General features: G+C 56.5%; 13 protein-coding genes and 2 pseudogenes. 6 read left to right on the forward strand and 9 right to left on the reverse strand.

Features of this window, described 5'->3' with window-relative positions; translation table 11 throughout:
* Positions 1–80: 80 nt before the first annotated feature.
* From IVB12_RS04880 to IVB12_RS04890, 3 genes are all read left to right on the forward strand, one after another.
* A complete protein-coding gene (locus IVB12_RS04880; RefSeq protein WP_247296176.1) occupies positions 81–1,583 on the forward strand; it encodes an alkaline phosphatase family protein in 1,503 nt (500 codons plus the stop codon).
* Between the two features lie 520 nt (positions 1,584–2,103).
* Entirely contained in the window at positions 2,104–3,132 is a 1,029-nt protein-coding gene (locus IVB12_RS04885; RefSeq protein ID WP_247296178.1) for an endonuclease/exonuclease/phosphatase family protein, read from the forward strand.
* Between the two features lie 1,428 nt (positions 3,133–4,560).
* A complete protein-coding gene (locus IVB12_RS04890; protein ID WP_247296181.1) occupies positions 4,561–6,276 on the forward strand; it encodes an outer membrane beta-barrel protein in 1,716 nt (571 codons plus the stop codon).
* A 177-nt stretch (positions 6,277–6,453) separates the two neighbouring features.
* Here the strand turns inward: IVB12_RS04890 and IVB12_RS04895 are convergent.
* From IVB12_RS04895 to IVB12_RS04920, 6 genes and pseudogenes are all read right to left on the reverse strand, one after another.
* A pseudogene (locus IVB12_RS04895) lies at positions 6,454–6,750 on the reverse strand (IS21 family transposase); the annotation flags it as partial.
* 131 nt (positions 6,751–6,881) lie between these two features.
* On the reverse strand, positions 6,882–7,631 hold the full coding sequence (locus tag IVB12_RS04900) for an aminotransferase class I/II-fold pyridoxal phosphate-dependent enzyme (protein WP_247296183.1): 750 nt from the start codon (positions 7,629–7,631) through the stop codon (positions 6,882–6,884).
* Between the two features lie 579 nt (positions 7,632–8,210).
* Positions 8,211–8,816, reverse strand: coding sequence for a CDP-alcohol phosphatidyltransferase family protein (locus IVB12_RS04905; RefSeq protein WP_247296185.1), 606 nt, complete (start codon positions 8,814–8,816; stop codon positions 8,211–8,213).
* Between the two features lie 7 nt (positions 8,817–8,823).
* Positions 8,824–9,624, reverse strand: a complete 801-nt coding sequence (locus IVB12_RS04910; RefSeq protein ID WP_247296187.1) for a phosphocholine cytidylyltransferase family protein — start codon at positions 9,622–9,624, stop codon at positions 8,824–8,826.
* Positions 9,625–9,990: 366 nt separating this feature from the next.
* Complete coding sequence (aepX, locus tag IVB12_RS04915; RefSeq protein ID WP_247296248.1) at positions 9,991–10,863, reverse strand: phosphoenolpyruvate mutase; 873 nt, start codon at positions 10,861–10,863, stop codon at positions 9,991–9,993.
* A 695-nt stretch (positions 10,864–11,558) separates the two neighbouring features.
* Positions 11,559–12,007 (reverse strand): annotated as a pseudogene (locus tag IVB12_RS04920) (transposase); the annotation flags it as partial.
* A 1,003-nt stretch (positions 12,008–13,010) separates the two neighbouring features.
* Here IVB12_RS04920 and IVB12_RS04925 point away from each other — a divergent pair.
* The 3 genes from IVB12_RS04925 (at position 13,011) to IVB12_RS04935 (ending at position 15,109) form a co-directional block, all read left to right on the forward strand.
* Positions 13,011–13,733, forward strand: coding sequence for a hypothetical protein (locus IVB12_RS04925; RefSeq protein ID WP_247296189.1), 723 nt, complete (start codon positions 13,011–13,013; stop codon positions 13,731–13,733).
* A 471-nt stretch (positions 13,734–14,204) separates the two neighbouring features.
* Positions 14,205–14,354: a hypothetical protein gene (locus IVB12_RS04930; protein WP_247296190.1), complete on the forward strand. Its 150-nt coding sequence runs from the start codon at positions 14,205–14,207 to the stop codon at positions 14,352–14,354.
* Between the two features lie 11 nt (positions 14,355–14,365).
* Positions 14,366–15,109, forward strand: a complete 744-nt coding sequence (locus IVB12_RS04935) for a LuxR family transcriptional regulator (protein ID WP_247296192.1) — start codon at positions 14,366–14,368, stop codon at positions 15,107–15,109.
* Positions 15,110–17,607: 2,498 nt separating this feature from the next.
* Here the strand turns inward: IVB12_RS04935 and IVB12_RS04945 are convergent.
* Genes IVB12_RS04945 through IVB12_RS04955 form a run of 3 tightly spaced genes read right to left on the reverse strand, consistent with a single transcriptional unit; the run spans position 17,608 to position 20,826 of the window.
* A complete protein-coding gene (locus IVB12_RS04945; RefSeq protein ID WP_247296194.1) occupies positions 17,608–18,534 on the reverse strand; it encodes an NAD(P)-dependent oxidoreductase in 927 nt (308 codons plus the stop codon).
* Between the two features lie 11 nt (positions 18,535–18,545).
* Entirely contained in the window at positions 18,546–19,229 is a 684-nt protein-coding gene (locus IVB12_RS04950) for an HAD hydrolase-like protein (protein WP_247296196.1), read from the reverse strand.
* Positions 19,230–19,233: 4 nt separating this feature from the next.
* Entirely contained in the window at positions 19,234–20,826 is a 1,593-nt protein-coding gene (locus IVB12_RS04955) for a class II glutamine amidotransferase (RefSeq protein ID WP_247296198.1), read from the reverse strand.
* Positions 20,827–22,036 lie beyond the last annotated feature (1,210 nt).

Below are 22,036 nucleotides of genomic sequence, written 5' to 3' on the forward strand. Positions count from 1 at the left end.
AGACAATGGCGCTAGGCTGCGTCAGGTCAGCCAAGCCCCGGCCGATCCGCTACGTCCCAGCTAAACGAAAGCTTACGATCATGTTCAACCGACCGGACCGGTATCGGGTTCTCATCGTGCTATTTGATGGGCTTCGGCCGGATCTCATCAAACCATCGCTGACGCCGAATCTGGTCAGGCTCCAGCGCCGCGGTGCGGTGCTGGCCCGGCAGCGCACCGTTTATCCCAGCGAAACACGGATAGCGCTCACGAGCCTCATCACGGGCGCAACGCCGGATCGCCACGGCATTGTTGGCAATCAGTATCTCGACCGGCACTTTCCGGCACCGCGCTTGGTTGAGACAAGTAATGCGCGTCTGATCGAGGACCTCGATGCCGCGAGCGACGGCCATCTACTCGGTGTGGCGTCACTTGGCGAGATCCTCGCGGCGAACGGCAGGACATTGTCAGTCCTGGCATCCAACTCGGCGGGGGCAACCCGTCTGCTGAACCATAAGGCCCGAAAGTTCGGCCAGGTGACGCTCTCGGGCCACTTCCCTTCTATCGCGACCTCGGCCGAGATGCTCAGACAGGTGGAGAGCCTGCTTGGGCCGACGCCTGCGACGCCACCCCCCGGCACCCCGGATCTTGCCTCTCAAGCCTTTCTGACTTCAGCGTTCCTCGACGTCATCTGGCCTCAGATTCGGCCCGACGTCGCAATCCTCTCGTTCGGCGAACCCGATGGTTCCTCCCACGATTGTGGAACCGGCGCGCCAAGAACTCTGGAAGCGATCAGCTTTGTCGATCGGCAGTTTGGCCGGGTGCTCGATTGGTGGGAAGCTGAAGGCGTGTGCCAGGGCGTGCACCTGATCGCAGCCTCCGATCACGGGCACGTGACGGTGCATGCGCGGGCCGATCTCTTGCAGACGCTTGAGGCTGCGGGGCTGCGCTGCGGCCCGGCACCGGCGGCTGGGATCGACGCCATCGTCATACCTGGGCAGGTCGGAGCAATTTACCTGGCCGAGCCCTCGCAGATCGTTATCCGCCGCGCCGTCGGGGCAATGATCGAAAGGCCCTGGTGCGGTCCGGTGTTCACCGCTGGCGGCGCGGTCGATGGCATTGCGCCCGGCAGCTTCGCCCGTCATCTCGTGTTCGCCGACCATGCCCGATCGGCAGATATCCTGTTCTCGTTTCGATCCGATGGCCGCCTTGATCGTTTTGGTCTTATCGGTCGCAGTTGGAGTGCGGATGGGCCAGTCGGCTTAGGAGTGCACGGCGGGTTGCATGCCAAGGAGATGTCGTCTGTCGGCATTTTGGCAGGACCGCTCGTCAAAGGCGGCTTCGTCTCAAAAGTCCCCTCAAGTATTTGCGATTTTGCGCCCACAGTGCTCGGTCTTCTGGGCATCTCGCGGCCAGCAACGATGACCGGCCGCGGCCTCACTGAGGTCTTCATCGACGAGGGAGGGGACGTGCCTCGGACGATCGAAAAGGTCTACGAGACCAGCAGCGGCGCATACCACCAGCACCTCCGTCATGTGCAGGTCGGTGAGGCAGTCTATCTTGATTCTGCTGACGTGGTGGGTCGTCCCAACAATCTCACATAAACTGAGCGTCGATCCGTAGGCCTCATCAGGGCGATAACACGCAGAAATCTTTCTTTTTGCTGCGTAGCGCATCGGTCGAACGTGATCGGCAGCCATGCGCAAGCGTGGCGCGCAGGCGTCGCCATGTCACAGAAGCGCAAGAAAGTGGCGTCGGGGACGGATCATGCGCTGACAGTGCACGCAAGAAGACGGGCAGGAGTGCCAGTCGCGGCCGCCGTCTAGCGTAGAAAAGCTGTATGCAGCAGCTTGGCTGCCTCGATCGAGCCGCCGGTGAAGTTATCGCTGCCTTGGGACGCGGCGGAACGACACCGGGCCGGTGGCCGCCAACGGTACGCCCGGCGCTCAGGGCGCCAAGCCAGCGCTATGCAGCAATCTTCCGCGAGCGATCCAAGTTGTGTCAGAGCGCCGCAGGGTTTTTGCCCGCCCCGTCGGCCTTCCTCTATTTCAAATCGATAAAATCAGTGGTTGTATACGGTGATTTCAGCGACCGCGCTCGCTCTATCGTTTTTTGGAGTTATCGATGAATTACACAGGCCTGAGGTGGATCAAGGACGACAAGCAGCGCCAGAGGATTGTTGCGGGGCTCAGCAAACTGCGCACCGGGCTTAAGAAGAAGGTGCCTGCCAAGAGTGACGGTACGCTGCTGCTGGCAACCTGGAATATCCGCGAGTTCGGCGGGACCAAGTATGGCGGCCGAACGACCGACGCAATGTACTACATCGCGGAGTGCATAAGCCGCTTCGACTTGATCGCGGTGCAGGAGGTACGGGCCGACCTCAAGGCGCTCAAGGAAATTCTACGTCTGCTTGGCCGGCAGTGGGACGTCATCTTCACAGACGTCAGTTTCGCCGACGGCGGCAATTTCGAGCGGCTCGCTTTTGTCTACAACACGGCCAAGGTCAGCTTCACCGGACTTGCCGGCGAACTGGTTCTGCCGAGCAAGACCGCCACCGAGCGAATGAGCCAGGTCGCCCGTACCCCCTTCGTCTGCGGTTTCCAGGTGGGCTGGGCCAAGTTCAACCTATGTACGGTCCACATCTACTACGGTACCGCCAAAGCGGAGGATCCGCGGCGCGTCGACGAGATCAACGCGCTTGCCAAGCTGCTTGCCACCAAGGCCAAGGATTACATCAACACAAGCGCCCCGGCCGACTACTCGCCCGAACACCTCGTACTGCTCGGCGACTTCAATATCTTTTCCCGCACGGATAAGACTTACGAGGCGATCACCAGAAACAGGTTCGAGGTCCCGGCCGAGCTGCAAAAGCTGCCAGGGAGTAACGTGGACCAGAACAAGTTCTACGACCAAATCGCATTTTTCAAGCAGAAGGTAGGTGTGAAAAGCACTAACGCAGGCGTTTTCAATTTCTTCGACTATGTCTTCGACGATCCGAAGGAATTCAGAGGCGGTAAAGGCGCGCCGACCGCTAACATGTTCAGGCAGTGGCGCACCTTCCAGATGTCGGACCACCTGATCATGTGGTGCGAGTTCAGCGTTGACCAAACAGATGCCTACCTGAAGGCGTTGGCCGCTTGGAACGGCAAGTAGGACGGCCGATCGCAGCTGGGTCTCTCTTTACGTTCGGCAGAAGAGGGCGTTGGGTGTCCCGCTGAAAAGACGATCGCGAAAATAGCGTCTTACCTCGGACGCTGCTGATGGACGATGGTATTTCTAGTTTCAGATTTGCCGAGTCTGCTGTTGGAGGCTGTGAAGAGGTACCGTCCGGTTCCGTGCGCGATAGGCGTTGCAGGCGTCGATGCCGCCGCAGCTATTGTCTATACTGCGTTAAAAGAGGACAGCAGAAGCGCCGCCAACCGCGCGGCTATCATGCTGGGCTTCATGGTCGTGCTGCTTGTGTTCGCGAGCCTGATGCGAACAAAGAGCACCACATACGTTATGCGGGCTTTCCTCATGATGTGGGTGATGGTGGCATGCTTCTGCCCCATCTTTGTGCAACTGAGTTCATTCATTTTTCGGTGGCCAACGGTTAATTTGGCACCGGCGAGTCTTTGGAGTGCGAGGAAAGCAGAAGAAAAAGCTGCGGAGAGGGCTTGTCGGACAGTTCAACAGATCAATGCGTCCTCACGTATAGGAGTTCCTCTTTCCTCAAAAGCGGCTCGCCTAATGACTGGCAAAGGCTGACCGAAAAGGCGAGGACCTACGCAAGATCGGTTAGCCAGCTCCCAGTCAGATGGCCAGCGAGCCGAACCGGTATGCAGCGCTGGCGGGCGCGCGTTTCACGCACTTCAATCAACTGCTGGATCGGAAGAGTGGGCTGGCCGTCGATCCGCTATTGTGGAATGCGGTACCGCCGCTTGAACTCCAACGCTTAGAGAGATAGCGGATGAGCTGAGGAATAAAGCCGCTGTCATTTGACGAGACCCTCGCTCGTATCCTCGCGGCGGTAAGAGCGAGGAGGCGCTCGAGTCGACGATCCTTCGCTCGGACATGCCGATTGAGTACGAGTCGTGTGAGAAGAAGCCGCCGAGGAACACGGAGAGCCGCTCACCGCTCACCGCACATCTGACAACTCCTAAAAGGCTTGCGGGTCGAGGCCCGAACCAGCAAGGTACTCTGCGGTCTTCCTGAGCGCCCTTGCGTCGCCGTCTCCGAGCTCGTCGCCTGCGATGTGGACGTCCTCATCGGCTTCCCCGGCGTCCGGGACGGCCGAGCCGTGCGACAGCCGAGGAGTGTGGAGCAAGAGAAAGGGCTGTTCGCGGGAGCATTCACCACCTATCCGATCGGCCGGAGCCGGCGTGCAGCATGCGTTTCGTGTCCGACCTCAGACGCTCGGCCCGTTTCAAAATCCACCGATCTTGTTGCGAAGACAACATCGAGGTCGAAAACCGCAGCGAATGCGCATTGCGTCCGCTGGCCTAGATCCTGCAAACCGCAACCGCTGTGGAAGCGGCGCTAACAACGTCGGCCATTTGGCTGTCGTTGCAAGGTGGCGCGCGTCTGTGTTCGTGAGGTGAAATGCGGTCCCAACTTCTTTTTTACGCTGTCGCAACAGCTGCGCTCATTGCAGGCGGCGCTGTCAATTCGGCCGATCTCAAGCCGGCAGTAAAGGTCCCACTCGCCGTCTGGAGCTGGACCGGAGGATATATCGGCGGGCACGTCGGTGGGGGCTACGGGCAAACATCATTCAGCGACCCCTATGGCCAGTCACTCTATGGTGACGTTGTCGACACCCCTGTGTTCCTGGCCGGAGGTCAGATCGGCTACAACTGGCAGAGGGAACGCTGGGTTTTTGGCGTTGAACTGGACGCCAGTCGCGCTGTCTCAGACGGCAGAAACACCTGTCTTGCCGCCTCCAGCTCTGTCATCAGCGCAAACTGCAGCGCTGGTCCAAGCGTCTTTGCGACCGGGACGGGTCGCCTTGGGTATGCGTTCGGCCCGCATGGCCAAACACTTGTTTATCTCAAGGGGGGCGTGGCCTGGCAGCACAATAGCGGCGTTGTCGCCAACAATAACGAATTCCGTAGCAGAAGTCACCCATTTGGCTTGGCGCCACAGAATGCCACCGATTTCGATTATGGTCGAGTCGGTGGCACGATCGGCCTGGGCGTCGAGCAAGCACTCGCGAACGCATGGTCCGTGACGTTTGAGTACGATTATCTGGGATTCACCGGTCCAAGTGTCGCGACCCCTCCGACCCTACAGAGGCCGCCCTTGGCAACCATCCCCGCCAACACCACCAGCCTGTCCAGCAGCTATCACATCGGTAAGCTCGGTCTGAACTACCATTTTGACGCACACCCACGGACGGCAGGATGGTCAGATACGCCGCTATACGCAACGAAGCCGACCGTCAGCGCCTCGCCGATTGGCTTCGCTGATGGGTGGTCGCTGGAAAGCGGCACACGGCTGTGGTTAAGCCGCGGAAGCTTTCAATGGGACCACGGGAGTACTGATCTCGTATCAAAGCTCACCTACCATGGGCAGGATGGGATTTCTGGTGAGTTGTTCGAACGGCTGGACAGCCCCTGGGGAATCTTCCTGAAGGGCAATATCGGGTTTGGGCGCTTCAGCAATGGAAAGATGAACGATGAAGATTGGGGCGGGGACCCGCTCGCTTATCAAAACACACTATCGGGCCAGGGCAACGGAAGGTTCACGTACTTCACCGCGGATGCCGGTTACGATTTCCTGCATGGCAGCACCTACAAGGTTGGTGGGTTCATGGGCTGGAGCTACTACGGCCAGAAGTCTGACACGATCGGATGTGTGCAGACCGCCTCCCCCAACGTTGCACCTTGCCTTGTGCCGGGCGATAGTAGGATTGTCGGCAGCCAAGACACTGATTGGAATGCGCTGCGCATCGGCCTTAGCGCTGAGACCATGTTGTTCGATCGCTGGCGCGTAAGTGCCGACGTTGCTTACTTGCCGTGGACGGACTTCCGAGGGCGCGACAACCATCTGATGCGCCAATTCACGACCTTCCTTGATCAACGCGGGAGTGGTGGCGGTGGTGTGCAGGTTGAGGCAGCCCTATCCTACTTTATCACTAAGAACGTCAGCGTTGGCTTCGGTGGCCGCTATTCGGCTATGTGGACGCCAAACCAACGTAAGACGCTCGCTACCGGAGCCAACCAGGAGAACCGCCCTCCTGCTACCTCTGGGCCCCTTCCGGGGGACTATCGCATGGAACGATGGGGCACGTTCTTACAGGTCTCCTACAAGTTTGACTGAACTGCTTGCTCCTTGCTCTAAGCGTCGAACGGCATTATGGCGCGGATACTGGTTACGCCTCCGTATTCTTCGCGGATGCGGAGGGCGTGATCAGCACGAAGCCGATCTGGAATCCGAACGCGGGTCCGATTTTGTGAAGCGTCTCTGAGGTCGGATTGGTCACACGCGTTCGATCTCGGCTCGGATCCGACGCTCCAGTGTGCGACGGGTGCCGGCTCGGAGTTCGGCATGGCGCCGAAACATCTCCTCGAAGATCCCGACGGGCCGCAGCCCGGGAGCGGCCTTCAGCATCGGCACCATCTCTGTCTCAAACACGCTGGCCAACGGGCTCAGCCGGCGACGGCCGCGGGGAGCCTTCTCTGCGATGGAAGCCGGGGATCCTTCTCGATCCGGTAAGCGGTCGAGGTGCTCAACGACGCCTTGCCGCGGCCGCTGGCGGGCTATCGGTCTACGGTACTTCATGTAGAGCCTCAGCGCTGTCTGGCTGTTTTGAGGGGCGAGCGCCGGAAGGCCACTAGCTTCGCTCCCTCGGAGCGGAGGCTGTGCCTTTCAATGCCGAAGGATGTCTCAAGTCTCGAATGCTCGGTGACTGAAGACAAGTTGCGCTAATCAGCAACTTCTTTCAATGCTTCCACCAAGAGTTTATTGTCTTCATCAGTGCGGCATGCGATGCGCAAGAACCGCTTGCCATTTTGAAGCGTCTTTCCGCCACTGTGCCTGATCAATATGCGTCTATCTTTTAAAAGCGTTGAGGCGATCACGTCCCCATCCGGCCAGTGGGGCGGCAGTTCGCAGAACACGAAATTCGCGTCGGGCTTTAGAACTCTCATTCCGTCGATGCTGCGCAGGTCTGCGTATAGTTTGTCTCTGTCGCTGCCTACCCTCATCCAACTCTGCTGTGCCGCGTGCGCGAGGTGAGGGAGCCTGCTCAGAAAAAACTCGCCAACCGTATTGACATTCCACGTGGGGAGCGCCGCTCTAATTTCCTTCATCATCTGTTCATTTGCGGATGCCGCATACCCCATCCGCAAACCGCATGTTCCGTAAATCTTTCCGAGGCTTTTGAGAACGATCACATTGGGAAATTCGAGCAAGTGATTTTCCAGGCTAGCACTTCGTCCGAGCTCACTAAACTCTATAAATGACTCATCGATCAGTAGCAGTTGCTGTTGAGCTCGAAGCGCGGAAGCGAGATATAGTAAATCCGCATAGGGAACCATCCGCGAAGTGGGATTATTCGGCGATATCACGACTGCGCCGTTGACGCCATTTGTACGCGCAAATGCTGCGTAGCGGTGCACATCGAGTTCAAAATCTGGCGGTGACAGAAAAAAGCGTGACAACCGCCCGGGCAAGGCGGTGGTTTCATAAGGATTGAAGGTTGGGACCTCATTCCCAGTCGACCAAGGAAGATGGGAATGAGTTCAGCCACGCCATTGCAAATGACAAGTTTATTCGCTGGCGTCTTCACCGCATCCGCAAGAAGCTGGACCATCTGCGCATTAGGAGAGGGATAGCAGGTGATAAGCCGCGGTAGCGCGTTCTTAAGTTCGTCAAGGAACGCCTGCGGCGGAAAATAAGGGTTTACCAGAAGGACGAAGTCCTTGATGTCATATTTCCAATAGCCGCCGGGGAATCGGTTGATCAGGTCAGAGACCTCGTCCGACCTAAGGGGTGGGTCCATTTGTGCTGCCCTCTTCATGCGTGCGACTAGCTCAACATTTCAGGACAAACGAAAATTGCAAGATGGTCGCCATCTCTCGACAAGCTCACGGCGAACAAGCATCGAGCAGTGCCGATTGGTGCGGAAATGCTCTCGGCAACAAGTCTGGTGCACGCCGCGGTTGGCGAGACTACATGTCATCATGTGACCTGCATGGAGGGAAGCCTGCAACACGAAGAAGGTAGTCGCTGGATCATACTTCCATCCGCAATCAAAAGGAGCGACTGGCTAAAACCACCGACGACACGACGGCGAAGATGCTTATTGCCGTATACATTGTTGCGCCCAGTGGTGGCACGCGAACAGGCGCGACATGCGCTGTAGCGAGCAGCAAGAAGCCAATGTTTACGACGTCAGGAAATGCTTCAGCAGGAATAAGAGGCTTAAAAAGAAATAGAAGCGCCAGGAGCGGCACGTCGTATGACAAGGGGACGCCCAAGAAGCGTCCATCGCGCGATCTGCCGAAGTTCGCAAAGTAGCTAAGCCTTATTGCTCCGGTCACCAGTAGAGCGGTTGCGGTCGCAAGCGCGAGTTGTGAAGCTTGGCTGACTTGTACCACAACTACCGCAGGCACGACGGCTCCATAGACGATATCTGCAAACCCATCGAGGCTCGCTCCCATTTTTGCGACATCTGGATCGCGACCTTTCGTGCGACCTGCCACAACCCCGTCGAGGTGGTCCGATAGAACGGCCCAAAGCGCTGCTGCCACGGATAGCTCAAGGCGGTCAGAGAGAGCTAAAAACAGGCTGGCGGAGGAAAAGAGAAGACCTGTGATCGTTATAGCGTTCGCTGGATCCCAAAGGTATTTTAGCATTGCACTCTCACCTCATTTGCAAATCACGTCTCGCCATGTAGGCCTTCGTTCGGTCCTTGAAAATGCGCTCGGCAATCTCCAAATCGTCAGCGTTATCAATTTCGTACCAGCTGAGGCCATCGCATCGCGCCGCGGCGAGCTGGAGGCCTCGCCTCTCTATCAGATAACCCAAAAGTTCTTCGGTGTAGGTCTGCCGAGCTCCAGCGGCGATGATATCGTCCAGTGTCGGAACGATCGTTGCCTTGAGTGTCGGCGCCGAAAGCCGTAGGAGGTTCATTGTCTTGAAAAGCTTTGGGCCATCCGCAATAAGATTTGCCGCGGTTTGCTTCAATCGAAAACCTGAGATGAAGCCGTTCTGCGACAACAGGACGGCCGACCCTTCCATTGAATCACCGAAGGGAACGACTGCAGCTACGTCTGTCCCCCGGCAGACCATCAAGTGTCGCAGCGCATCCTCTTCGAAAAATACGTCGCCCTCGAGAAGAAAGCAGTCTCCGGAGAGAAGAGCGTCGCGCGCCAGCCACAAAGAATAGGCGCTTCCGGTGCGGTCGAAGACGGTCGACTCGACATATTTGATTTTGAGTTCGCCAAAGTGGCTACCGCAGGCATATTGAATGGCATCTTTGCGGTAACCCACCACGATCGTCACCTCTTCCACGCCAACAGATTCCAGATTGCGCAGAGCGTTGTGAAGAATCGAAGTGCCGTTGACCTCGACCAGCGACTTCGGCCGCAGATCTGTCAGAGGACGCAGGCGAGAGCCGCAGCCAGCGGCGAGAATGACGGCGTTCTTGGGAGCATCGGTCACCGTTTAGTTCCTTTCTCGTCGCGCCTCTAAGGTGAAACACCGACGGCGTCTTCGTCGCCAGCGTAGGCATGCTGAAGCGACATCAGGTCTGCGGGAGCCATCTGAAAATGGAGCACAAGCGTGAAGACAGGCAAATGGTCCTCGTCGGTCCTTTCTCCAGAGAGAAGGAAGGCGCTGGATCCGGTGCCTCGAGCTGCCGAGATGGCAAAGTGCGCATTTCGGTTGAGTGAGGCGTGCTACGCCATCTAAGGACATCTCAGTGCAATGGTTAGGGATTTGAGATTGCAGTCGAACCTGGCCAGCTAGGAGGAAGTCCAGGACAGGAGGTCTTCGACCATGACTATGCGCTCCTATGTCGACGAAACCCTATTTGCGCAGTTCAGCGTCGGGCCGCAAATATCGCGTTTCCGCACGGGCCAGTTCGTCGTACTTGAACAGTTCGAAGACTTCCTCGAGAGTGGCAATATGCGGCTCAATGCTCGCGGTGCTTTCCTCAGCGATGATGCGACCGCAGACTTGACGCATTGCCGCCGTTGCCGCTCGCATGGAGTGGTTGGCCCAGATCACCGTAGAGATGTTGGCTTTGCGGTATGCGGAGATCGGTGTTCGATAGTATTTCGTCGGAACGATCACGACCGGCAATCTGTTCTGCCAAGCGCGCGCGAACGAAAGGATTTCGTCCGCGGTTCTCTTTCGCGAATGAATAAGGATCGCATCGGCTCCCGCGTCGGCGTAGGCGTGAGCGCGCGAAAGTGCTTCGTCCATCTCATGCCCAGCGATCAATGCCTCGATCCTTGCCACCAAGATCAAGTCGTCCGCGACTGTATCCTTCACTGCCCGGAGGCGGCCAGAGAATTCGTCGATGTCGGCGAGGGGGTGCCGATCCCCAACAAACGAGTTCATCTTCGGAAAACAGCTGTCCTCGAGCGCGACGCCGGCTGCTCCACGCTGACGGAGCCTGCGTGTCACGAGGCGTGCATTGTTGAAATTCCCGAAGCCGCCATCTCCGTCAACGAGCACAGGCAGTTCGCTCGATTCCACGATCCGCTCGACTACGTCTACGAGTTGGCTCCACGACGCTTCGTTGGCATCGCGGTAGCCCAGGGAGCAGGCAATAGACAGGCCAGACGCCCAGAGGCCTTTGAACCCTGCGCGCTCAGCGATCGCGGCGGAGAGACCATCATGCGCTTCCATGAGGAACGATAGCTCTCTGCGGGAGCAGATTTCGGCGCGCAGGATTTCAGCACGTGAGGAACCGGCGGATTGATCAGGGCCGTTGGCGAGAACAGATGGTAATCGGTGTTGCATGCCAATTCCTTGTGATGACCGGCGTAACGTGGAGACCGGCCGATTTCATCAATCGATAGGTGACATGCTTCCGTCATCTAGATCAATTACGAGGGTTGGTAGTTGATCGGGCCCGCAAACCTGTTCCGTCTCGCAGTGCTCGAGGATCACTGCTAAGCTCCGCCGATCATTTGAGTGATGGCACAAATTGAAAGCACAGTTGTGCCCTGGTCGGGGCGCCGACCAACGGCATCATCGATCTTGCATTTGTCCACGCGGTTTTGAGACTGCACGATCTGCGCGAAGGCTTCTGAAGTCGATAGCATTCTAGAGAGTGCGGGCTCAAGCAAGTCAGGGCGCGAATTCATTGTGGACGCGCGCGCCTTTAAGGTTTGGGGAGGGCGCAGTGCGCCAAATTCTGATCCCCGCAGCGGCGGCATACCATGGCGACCGTCGCTTTCTAGGGGCGGGAGACGCCTCGGTGGCATACTGAGAAAATTGGTGGCTCAGTGCCCCGAACTTGAAGAGAGCTCTTCAGCCAGCTTTAATTCGAGGATCGGGATGATGTTCGCGCTGAGGGTATTATGGAGTCGCTTCCTTCGGGGCATGGAAGCACGGCGCGGTTTACTTCAGCCGGAGATTCGGCGATCGATCGGGCGGGCGAGGAAGGCCTTCACCTTGTCGTCGATCTCGCCACACAGCCGGCTGACCTGGCTTTGGAGATGCCAGTCATGCCCATCGCCTGCACCAGGTCGCCCGCCGAACGGGTCGAGACGCCCTGCACATAAGCTTCCTGCATGCGGTGAGCGCCTTCTCGGCCATGCGGCGCGGCTCCAGGAAACCCGGAAAGTAGGAGCCTTTGCGCAGCTTTGGAATGCACAATTCGACCGCGCCGGCGCGGGTCTCCCAGATCCGCTCCCGGTAACCGTTGCGCTGGGCCAGGCGCTCGGGGCTCTTCTCGCCGTAGCTCGCCCCGGTCTGGCCCTCGACTTCCAACTCCATAGACGCTGGGCGGCAAAGCCGATCATCTCGCGCAGCAGATCGGCATCAGGGTTTTCTCTACGAGTGTGCGCAGGTTCATCATGCCGTCGGTCATCGGTGGTTGCTCGGTTGGGTTGGCGTGTCGCAACCCGATCTTACCGGAGAACTGCCGGTGACCAGCGCACGACCGCCCGCCCGCTACGGCGCTATTGGGGGCGCGTCCGGGCGGCTTTGCTCTACCGAGCTACACCACCACCGGGAACACGACCCGGTGTTGCCCTGCTGAAGGAATTAAAGTCAATACCGTGGCCGTCGTCGAACCGCAATTCGGAAGTGCCTTCAACTGGTCTCACATTGTCCAAGATTGCCGAGTTCGAGAAGGCGCATGCGGGCGGCGATTGAGCAAATGGCATTCGCATCTTTCAGCGGCCGGAGCCAATTCCCGAAGATGTCTGTCTGGCAGACTCGAGCATGCGTCCTAATACACAGGGCAGCCGGGAAGTTGGCGGCTACAACACACAACCGAGAGGAGGGTCCTTCCATATTCCCAAATTTCTGAATCACCTTGGCGTTCCCCAACTCGACGCTCGATGGATCGGTCGTCCTTGAGAAGGCGAGGGTGCAGACAGACCTAGCTTGCGCGAGAGAGCTGCGGCGTACCTGACAGTCGCTTGGCGCTGAAACATTCCGTCGCCTTCCGGGCGCGTTGCCTTCGTCAGAGGGGGCGAAGGACAAAGCAAGTAGTAAGTCACTTCAGACATCAGTCGTATCCGCGAGCTAAGCGCGCCTCTTTCAGGGTACTCACTCGATAGTCCCTCCACATGGAGTCCAGCCGATCTGATAGGATGTGTATTGAGCCAAATCGTAGATCCCCCGGTTCATCCCGCCGCGCAGTTTGCAAAGAAAGCGATGGGATACCGCAGCCTACACTGCACGCGAACTCCAAAACCGTTGACGGCCCCTATGAGCTTCTGTTGATGATCGCGAGTGTCAAACTGTTTGATGAGTTGCGCCTCGAAATTGCCCACCAAAACAAGGGGGCGACAGCATACTTGGTGTAGGGCAAGTATGCTTTGCGAGCGTCCTCTGCTAGGCCGCTTGCAGAGAAGGACAGTCGGATGATTGCGCCGATTCGACGTAACTGGAATCCAAAAGACTTTTTCGATGAGTTGACGCCTGCGATGTTCACGGCCGGACCATCGACTGTGCGCGCACGTCGGGACAAGTTGTGGCCTGAGTTGTATACTGAATACGACGCGAGGCACTTAAAACAAGAATTGTTCAACCGAAATCTGATCGCCACCAACGAAGCTGAGGCGTTCTTTAGTGCCTGGGCCGCGGATGAAGAGCGCCACACCGATGCTTTCATCCGGATCATGGAGCTTGTCGCTGGTGAATCCGAAAAAGATCTTCGAGACAGATTGGAAGCTCGATCGCATAGTTTTTCTGCAATCAATGAATACTTGAAGGACGAATTCTCTCTGATCGTTATGATCGCATTTGATGAGATGTGTACTTGCCGCGCCTATGCTGCGGATAGAGAGTTCTATGCCGGACTTGGCAGCAGCTTCCTTCGTTGCCTGAGAGAGGTGATTGCCGACGAGGCAGTTCACTCGATGAACGCTGTTAATGTTCTCCGTGCCCGTTACTGCGAGCGCATTCCCGAAATCGGCGAGATTCTCGACAGCATAATCTGCAGCGTGGGCGATGATCCGGATTATACCGGCACCTTCGTGCTGGATTACTTCGGCGGGAATTACACGAAGCAGATGTTTGTCAACTGCCGCGCCGCTGTCCTGAGAAACGTTGCTAAGCCGCTAAAAGCCGCAATGACGGATTGAAGCGTCGGCGCGCAAGTGGACCAACGAGCGTCTGCGCCTCATCTCCTGTCGGTGCCTCAGAATTGCATGTATTGGTCGGTCAGAGCGGATTCGGCTCATAGATGAGTCAGATAGCCTGCCTGCGCTGCCCTTGAACTTTTCCGCTTGTCTCAAGTTTCTTGGCAAGCCACAGGCAATAATGAGCGATCCAGCGGTGCCTTGCACAAGGGGTACCGATCAGACGTCAAGAGAAAATTCAGTCAGGCAATCATCACGAACAACCAAGCCAAATGGCGCTGTCGGCTTTCCTCCTGATGTCGCGAATACTTCAACGCACGCGCCCGCGGAATCTATCCCAATCCTCAAGTCATTGTCGTTAAATCCGATTTTTTGGACGGTGCAACTGGTACGACACTTGCTGTTCTCATCGCCAGGTTCTCGCCCTTCCGGAGATGCGTATGCAAAGTGCCCTCTGCACCAAGCAGAATTTTCATGCTCGCCGGCAAGCCGAACATCGGCGGTGACACCGGGCTCCTTGAGCTCGGGATGACGGAGCGGCTCGGCGACGGATTGGAACTTGCCTCCGCTCAAAACCAGCTCAATGGAGCGGCGCAATACCGACCTTTCGGGCCAGCCTGCTGAGGCGCCAAAAAATGGATCTTTTCAGCTTCACCGAATGCGCGACGCGAACACAATGCCTCAGACCGCTTTTCGAGCTTCTCGTGAGCTGTGCGAGCGACGAAGGCTTCAGCGAAGTCTCTTACGGAGCGCTCAATTTCGCGGAGCCACTTCGTCTACCGGAGTATCCGCCACCGGCGGTGGCCGTAAAGTGGCCGCCCGAATGGTGTGAACGATATTTTAAGCGAAAGTACCACAAAATCGATCCAGTAGTCCGGCGGACACCGACGCTTTCGCGGCCCTTTCTGTGGGATCAACTCGCCGAGCAATATCAACTACAGCCCGACGAACGGCGCGTACTTGATGAGGCCAGAGAGGCCGGTCTCAAGCACGGCATGAGTGTACCGTTGTTTGGGCCATTGGGTCGGTTATCCGTCGTATCGTTTGCATCTCGGTTCGACGATGCCGATCCTCAACATTCCAAAGGCCATCTCAACGCACTAGCCTGGCACTTTCACACCGCTTGTGTGGAGATCACACGTCCGGCCGAAGATAACTGCAATGTGAGAGTTGCGCTATCGCAGCGGGAACTAGATTGCCTACGGTGGGTGGCAGAGGGCAAATCGTCATGGGAAATCGGGAGGATATTACAAATCAGCGAGAATACGGTGAACTTTCATCTTAAGAACGCGATGCGAAAGCTGGGCGCGACCAGCCGGATCCAAGCCGCCATTGTGGCGATCCGCCTCAACCTTATCTTTGACGTCCATGTTGCGTGAGCATCTTGATGGGACGATGATTGTATCGAAGCCAGTTTGCGTATCAAAACAGCTGTGAAGACAAAAAGCGATCCTATGGGCAATCGTTCGCCAAGGCATTGAGCAAGCTCGACCTGCCATGTGAGGAAGCCACTTGCTGCTAGCGCGCACGTTGTATACGGCAACTACGAGCTTAGTCTCGGGCATTCTTTGGAGCGGCAAGTTAGAATAGGTCTGGCTAGGGAGTCCAGCATTTGCAGGTGTTCGTAGGACGTGAGGGTTTCAGTCGATCGTAGCTAGGCGCCAATGAAGATCGGTAGTTTGATTCGAGCTGATCGGTTTGCTTCAGTTGATTTTTGTCATGAGTTTAAAACTGCTACTTCCTTGACTATCTTACAAGTATGAATCGATCAAAAGACCAGCTTCTAGACCTAGTCGACAAGCTCCTTCTGGAGGTCATTGCGCGCATCCGGTTTTTAGCCAAGCGCCGGGCAGCCGGCATCGGTGACGGCGGTACGAACTGAAGCAAGCAGCGTGCCGGTTGAAAACTGAAGGTTCTCTAGTCGCCTCATGTTGCGCGGGCGCGTCAGATTGGAAACATCGATATCTCGAACCTGACAATCGCGTCATTAGCCTTGACCGTACACACCACGCCGTCAAAGGTCGAAGGCTGGGATCTGGCGCGTACACCCAGTGTGCCGCTGCCGGCGGGGCGCGTGTCGCCGGCGCCAGTGCAGAAGATCATGTCCCTTGCGTAACTTGGAAAGGCGGCGCTTCGGCAAAAGCGGCCAGTTAGCGCTGCGCGAAAGAGCACTCCGAAGAAAAAGTCCCGACCGAAGGTCGGGGCTCCTCGATCCGGCGCAAACGTGTTGAGATCGCCATTTTCCAACCACCGGAAACAGCTTGTAGTAAAGCCGAAGGGTCATCATATCGACATCCTGGTGAATGCGATCCGTCCCGACAGCGGGGAAGGTCACGTTGCTCTCCGGCATGAACAGGTGGTCATACTCGACGCCAACTGACCAGCTGGGCGCGAAGTTAACTTTCCAGGCCAGCCCCTACGGCGCGCCCCCAACGGACATTATCGCTTTTAGCAAGCTCCGCCCCAGTGACCGTCGGAGTTGATCTGGTCTGTTTTGCTGGTCATCACAGCACCGCCTGGCCTAAAGCAGCACGGTTTTGAATGCGTAGCCGAGCTAGCCGGTGAGCAAGCCGAACGCATCCGTCTTGGTTCGATTGATGTTCGACGGGAAAGCGGTGCTGATATTTGGAGCCGCTGAAGCTTGCCCAGTTGCCCTGGCCTTCAACGCCGTAGACCACATTGAAAGATCTGCCAGCGATAGCCAATCTGGCCACCGATAGTGCCGGCCGTCGTACCATGGCAGCCTTCGGGAGTAACGCCTGCGAAATCCTAGCAGTTATGGCTCGAACCCAGCCGCCGTTATGCCCATATATAGTAACCGGTCCAGTCACAGATCGCGGGAGCGACCGACAGCTGCGGCGCGTTGGTTTGGACAGGCTGTGGAGCGAGATCCGCGCCAAGTGCGGGACCGCCGCGTTGATTGCGACGATGCTTGCAGTCAGAAGGAAATTCTTCATTGGAGTTCTATTCCACACTTGAGCCCGGCTCTGCGCGCCTTGGCAACATCATCGTGAATTGCTGTAACTTCAGCACAACATTCCTCCGAAACTAAATCGCCCTAATCTCACGTTGCGTTAGGTACTGGAGCTAGAATCCCGCCATTTCCAGAATTTTAGCGTCATGCGCGTATTGGTTCAGGCACGTGGGAGTTAGCTGCCAAACTTGGGAAGGCGGCTCGCATCAAAGAGCGCAGTTAGTGCAGATCTCGGCAAAGCGCCCGACAACGAAATGCGCGTCCACGGTCCGTGAGCAGCGGGTTCCGATCTTGGGCATCGTCGACTAACTTCGGAAAGCGTTGAAGGCATCAGACCCTTCCGAAGGTTGCCTGTCGGAGCTGCGCAATCATGGTCTTAACGCATCGATGATGGGCCATCAGTGATCATCGAATGCTGCCGCGCACAATGTCTGACGTCAAACAACCCTCAACTCCTTAAAGCTTTGCGGTATGTTGACGAGATGTCTGATGCTCAGCTCCTTGAGCATCCGGCTAAACATGTCCATCGACATATTCCAAACGCCGGCTCAACAACCTCATCAGCCAGGACACGTTCGCGGTGCAATTCCGCATAGTCTACCCGGCATCGTCAGAAAGTTATGCAACCGCTTTGTGGCCGGTGACGTCCTCGAGCTCTTTCACTTCCGTATGTGGCTGTTGCGCAAATCGCGGTCTCCTCTCTCGTGATCGCCTGGTATTCTTCAAAGAGCTTGGAGAAAGCGGGAACGATGGCCGGGCCTGCGTGCTCAAAACAGCAGCCCGGGATCGAGCATCGCTATGAAGTACAAAAGCATCTAGCCGATGCTTTCGCCATCCGTGTGAAGGCGACGCTGGAGAACAGGAAGACACGGATTGTAGAGATTTGTTTTGGGTGCGTCGCTGCTAGTTCTGCTGTGATTCGTCATCCCTTAACGAAAGCGCAAGATGAGGCAAGGTCAATTCACCTTTGCCTTCGGCGAGACAGGTTTGGAACTTTTGCGCGGCGGCAGTCAGAACTGGGACCTTCAACGCGGTTTCGTTCGCTAATCGCACGCTGCAGTCAATATCCTTTTTGGCGTTTCTGATCGATATTGCCAAAGCATCCGGCTTTTCGTCCAACAAAAAGGCTGCAAAGTTTTGGAATATCCCGCTGTTGGTCGCGCCGCGACTGACCAAGGAGCGTAAGATTGCAAGGTCGACGTCAATGGCATCGGCAAGCTGGCAAGCTTCCGCTACCACCGCCGCCATGCCCATCGTCATGCTATTATAGACAAGTTTGAGCTTATGGCCCTGTCCAATATCACCCACATGGACGATGTTCTCGCAAAATGCGGTAAGAACACGAGCCGCCATAGGAAACGTGTTCTGATCAGATCCAACGATGGCGTTGAGACGCCCTTGCTCTGCTTGTTCAGGGCTTCGTGTTACGGGCGCATCTATGAAGTGCAATGCATGCTTTTTTGCCTGTTCGGCTAGAGTGAGGGTTGAAGCAGGATAGGACGTGGTGCAGTCAAGTATCAAACTCTGTCGGGGCAAATGTGCAAATAGCCCATGTTGCCCAAGGCAAACTTCCTCGACCTCGCAACTTGAGGGCAGGGATAAAACGACGGCACTTACATGCCGGGCTAATTCGGAAATTGCGGTGTGCTCATGAGCACCCATGCCAGTCAAGCGTTCCGCGCCAACACGGGTTCTGTTGACTTTGATATGCAGTTCAGTGCCATGACGCAAAAGACTGATTCCTATGCCTGTTCCCATGCGCCCTGCGCCGATTAGGCCGATTCGTTGTCCGACTTTCCCAGGCGTTTCAGTTGACGGAGTTTCAGTCATGCTCTGCGTCGTTATGAGTTCTGAAAAAGGCCACGCTCCTGCAGAATGGGCAGCAGCTTATGATGGTCCTCGATGAGATAATCCGGCTGCGCCGCTCGCAGACGCGTCTCGGAAACAAATCCGCCCGTAATGGCTACGCTGATCAAGCCAAGTTCGCGTGCAATATCCGTTTCGACCGGCATGTCCCCGACGATGAAAGTTGAGCTGGGGTCCAGATTGTATGCTCGCATATACAGACGAAGCCGCTCTCCTTTGCTTATGCCTTTATATTGAGTAGCGCGGCTTTCAAACGCCAGAACCTCCGCGACACAATCTTCGATTCCATGTCTTCGCAATTGGGTAATAAGGGGGTCGACTATATGGTTACTGACAATAATGCTGGAAACGTGTTGTTGACGTGCCGTTTCCAAAATGCAACGCGCGCCGTCGCGCAGATCGGCTTTGCTCGCCAGTGGTTCGTAGGTGTCGTGAAAAATAGCACTGTCATGGCTATCCACCGTTTCTATTTCACTCTGCGACATTCCTAGATTGCGGAAAAAAACCGAAAGTGGAACATCGAAATGATCCCGAAAGGTTTGCATATCAATGGCAGCCCGGCCTAAGCGACCCAAAATGGTGTTCGTCGTTTGTAGCAAGGCGTCGGCGTCGTCGAGGAGAGTGCCGTTCCAGTCGAATACAAGAGCAGGTTTCATCATGGCCTCATGCTGCAGACGTTTTCGTTGAGGTGAGCTCGGCGATCAATCTATTCAAATTCTCGTCTGCGCGTTTTTGCCCGCAAGGGGTCGGCATCTCGAACGTAAACGCAGAAAGATCGATTCCCTCATGTCCCCGCGGCAGCAAGGAAAGCAGATCTTCAAAGGGCAAATACGTAATGGTAGCAGCGTTGATCGATAGAGCAATTTTGCGTTCGATCACCCGAAGCGTTTGCGGCGCGATCCTATGAAAGCGCAGGCTATCCTGCCGCGTTTCGGGTGCCAGGCTTTTCCATATTTTCCAGAACGCTAGCTCATCTATGGTCTCGATACCCATGCCGTAGTAATTTGGTGCAACGATAGGCGGCGAACCGATTGCCCAATGCACAGCCTTTGCCCCAGCGGCAAGGAGCATCTCCGTCACTGCGCGGCTTGTATCGCCACGAATAAGAGCCTCATCGGCTACGACGATGATTCTATCCGTGACGTCGTTCGTTGCGACGCGGTACTTTTGCCAGATGAGGGAGTTGCGCTCGCCAAGAGACCCGATAAGTGTGCGCTGAGAGCGGTTGACTGCGATCACCTCGTGCCGTTGGACGAGCGCACTTTGCTGCTTGGCCAGCGATGCAAATAGACCGTCAGCATACGGTGTCCCGGTGCGCGGCATAGAAGAAACGATTATGGGAGCGGAGCTTGTTTCGACCGCTAATCGCGGCCAGACAATTCGGCCCAAGGTCATGCCTATATCATGACGAGTTGCTAGATGAGATTGCCCTTGCACCAACGTTCTTGCATTTCCCAGATAAAGCGTTTCGTAGGCGCAAAGCTTCGGACTGTGCCGAGCTTGGCCCACAAAGTGATCAAGGCAGTCTCCCGTTCTGCCGTTCACATGCTTGATGTGACTTGGCCGAATTTCGTCGACTCGGCCTTGTAGACCAGAGAAAGCACTGTTTTCTGAGGCAAAAAGTAGAAAACCATCTTCGGTTTGCATGAATTCCAAAGGCCGCAAACCCCTGCGATTGCGGAAGGCGGTCAGATTTCCTAGGCCATCCAACAAGAGTGCACTGACGGCTCCGTCAACACCCTTGTCAATGTCTTGGAAAACCTTCTCGTAGTTAACCGGCAGACCGTGCTGCCAATAATCTCTTTGACAAATGTTCTCGATAAGCTTGAGCAAGAGCTCCGCATCGGTGTTGCCGCTGATGGAATGACCTTCGGCGCGCAGTTCTTTCCTAAGTTCATCAGCGTTGACCAGAGCCCCGTTCAAACAAACCGTCAAACGGCGGCAGGAGGTTTTATGATTGTCAAAGGGCTGGAAGTCGGCGTCACTCTTCTCTCTGTGAGAGGGAGTGCGAACGTGTGCTATAGCTACATGCGGTCTGAAATGCGCGTCCTGCTCAGTGAAATCAACACCTGCTAGTGTGCCTGCTGGCCGGCATGACTTTGTATGTTGAAACAGTTCTTCATGCATAAACGCGGCAACGCCGAACCCCTCCTGTCCACGGTTTTCAAGCCTCGGCACCATGTGCTTGAGCTGATCGTAAACCGTCCTTTGTGAGCGGCTTGAAGGCAGCAGAAATGCGCCTGCAACACCGGACATGCTATGTCTCCTTGATCGACGATTATGGCTATCGCCCGTTGCGCGTTGTTGTTTTCCACCCTGTCCGGTTGCAGACATCCAATGTCTGGAACCGACACCGAGCGGAGGTAATCCGTCGGCTCGCGCGAAGCACATGGTTTCGCGGCTCAGCAAGCAAGGCTCGTACCAAGCCCTCTTTCGCGCGCATGAGGCTTCGCCGAGATTGGCAAACGAAGTGTGTGATTCGAAAAGGCCGCCCTGATCCGGCTGCCGGACTTCCGAGATGGCGGCCACCAAAAGTCAGCTTTGGTGGGCACGGTGCCTGATGGGGGCTATCCCGCGATGCTCCGCCTAGAAGCCGCAGCAAAGAGGGTTACGCGACTGTTGCCGCGGCGGGAATGTCTTTGTCCAATCCTCAAGCCGCCAGTCCCAACCGTACGCTGAAGAACGAAGACGTTCAGCGAACTGGACGCCCCACCGAGGGACCATCGGGCCCTGTTTGCTGTTTGAATTCGTGCGCGCTCCGATCTCCTTGATGTCACGGAGCGAACAGCGCTGTCCGCCGTTGTTGCCGCTTTGAAGGGGTAGACGCTCCGTGACGGCATCGATGCGCAAAGTGAAGGCTATTGAAGCGTCACATAAATGAGGAGGCGTTTGTGAACGAAGCTCGCACGATTGGGCTAGACTTCACAGAACGTAGTTTCAGGCACATGGCGCAGACGCGAGGGAGGTCGGCAAGGGCACCGTATTATGTTTTGACTCCCCTATGTTTGTTTTCAGCCGTGTCGTCTTGAAGACGTTCATGTCCGGCCGCTGACATCAGGCTAAAATGTTTCCGCGCGCGCTCGCAAAGCACATGGTGTTGTTGTCTTGCAGCAAGACTAGCATAACGGTTTTCGGTATGTTGATTGCAGCGACGGTGAAGGACGCATTTCAAGAACAGCGGTCTCTCGCCGTCACGATTCAAGAGTTTAGATGAAAGCTATCTATTCTATCGAGCAACTCCGTCATTCTTCGAACGTTGGCGGCGCTACGCAGCACAATGGATGGCATCGCGCGACCGGCCATATTGCCGACACGGTGGAAATCTCGAAATCATCCAGGATCTCAAGCCCAGCGCGGCAGGTAATCGCAAATCAGGTGGCGACAAGCGGCCGTTCCGACGGCCAGGGGCATCATGTGGATTGCCGAAATGCAGAAGCGCCCGCAGATCAACTTGTTCGCGCAAGAG

Source organism: Bradyrhizobium sp. 179 (genome assembly GCF_023073535.1).
Lineage (GTDB): Bacteria > Pseudomonadota > Alphaproteobacteria > Rhizobiales > Xanthobacteraceae > Bradyrhizobium.

Excerpts from the sequence above, each read along its gene's own strand:
- IVB12_RS04880 (WP_247296176.1), top strand. The coding sequence starts at position 81 with ATGTTCAACCGACCGGACCGGTATCGGGTTCTCATCGTGCTATTTGAT.
- IVB12_RS04885 (WP_247296178.1), top strand. The coding sequence starts at position 2,104 with ATGAATTACACAGGCCTGAGGTGGATCAAGGACGACAAGCAGCGCCAG.
- IVB12_RS04890 (WP_247296181.1), top strand. The coding sequence starts at position 4,561 with ATGCGGTCCCAACTTCTTTTTTACGCTGTCGCAACAGCTGCGCTCATT.
- IVB12_RS04905 (WP_247296185.1), bottom strand. The coding sequence starts at position 8,816 with ATGCTAAAATACCTTTGGGATCCAGCGAACGCTATAACGATCACAGGT.
- IVB12_RS04925 (WP_247296189.1), top strand. The coding sequence starts at position 13,011 with ATGATTGCGCCGATTCGACGTAACTGGAATCCAAAAGACTTTTTCGAT.
- IVB12_RS04930 (WP_247296190.1), top strand. The coding sequence starts at position 14,205 with ATGCTCGCCGGCAAGCCGAACATCGGCGGTGACACCGGGCTCCTTGAG.
- IVB12_RS04935 (WP_247296192.1), top strand. The coding sequence starts at position 14,366 with ATGGATCTTTTCAGCTTCACCGAATGCGCGACGCGAACACAATGCCTC.
- IVB12_RS04945 (WP_247296194.1), bottom strand. The coding sequence starts at position 18,534 with ATGACTGAAACTCCGTCAACTGAAACGCCTGGGAAAGTCGGACAACGA.
- IVB12_RS04950 (WP_247296196.1), bottom strand. The coding sequence starts at position 19,229 with ATGATGAAACCTGCTCTTGTATTCGACTGGAACGGCACTCTCCTCGAC.
- IVB12_RS04955 (WP_247296198.1), bottom strand. The coding sequence starts at position 20,826 with ATGTCCGGTGTTGCAGGCGCATTTCTGCTGCCTTCAAGCCGCTCACAA.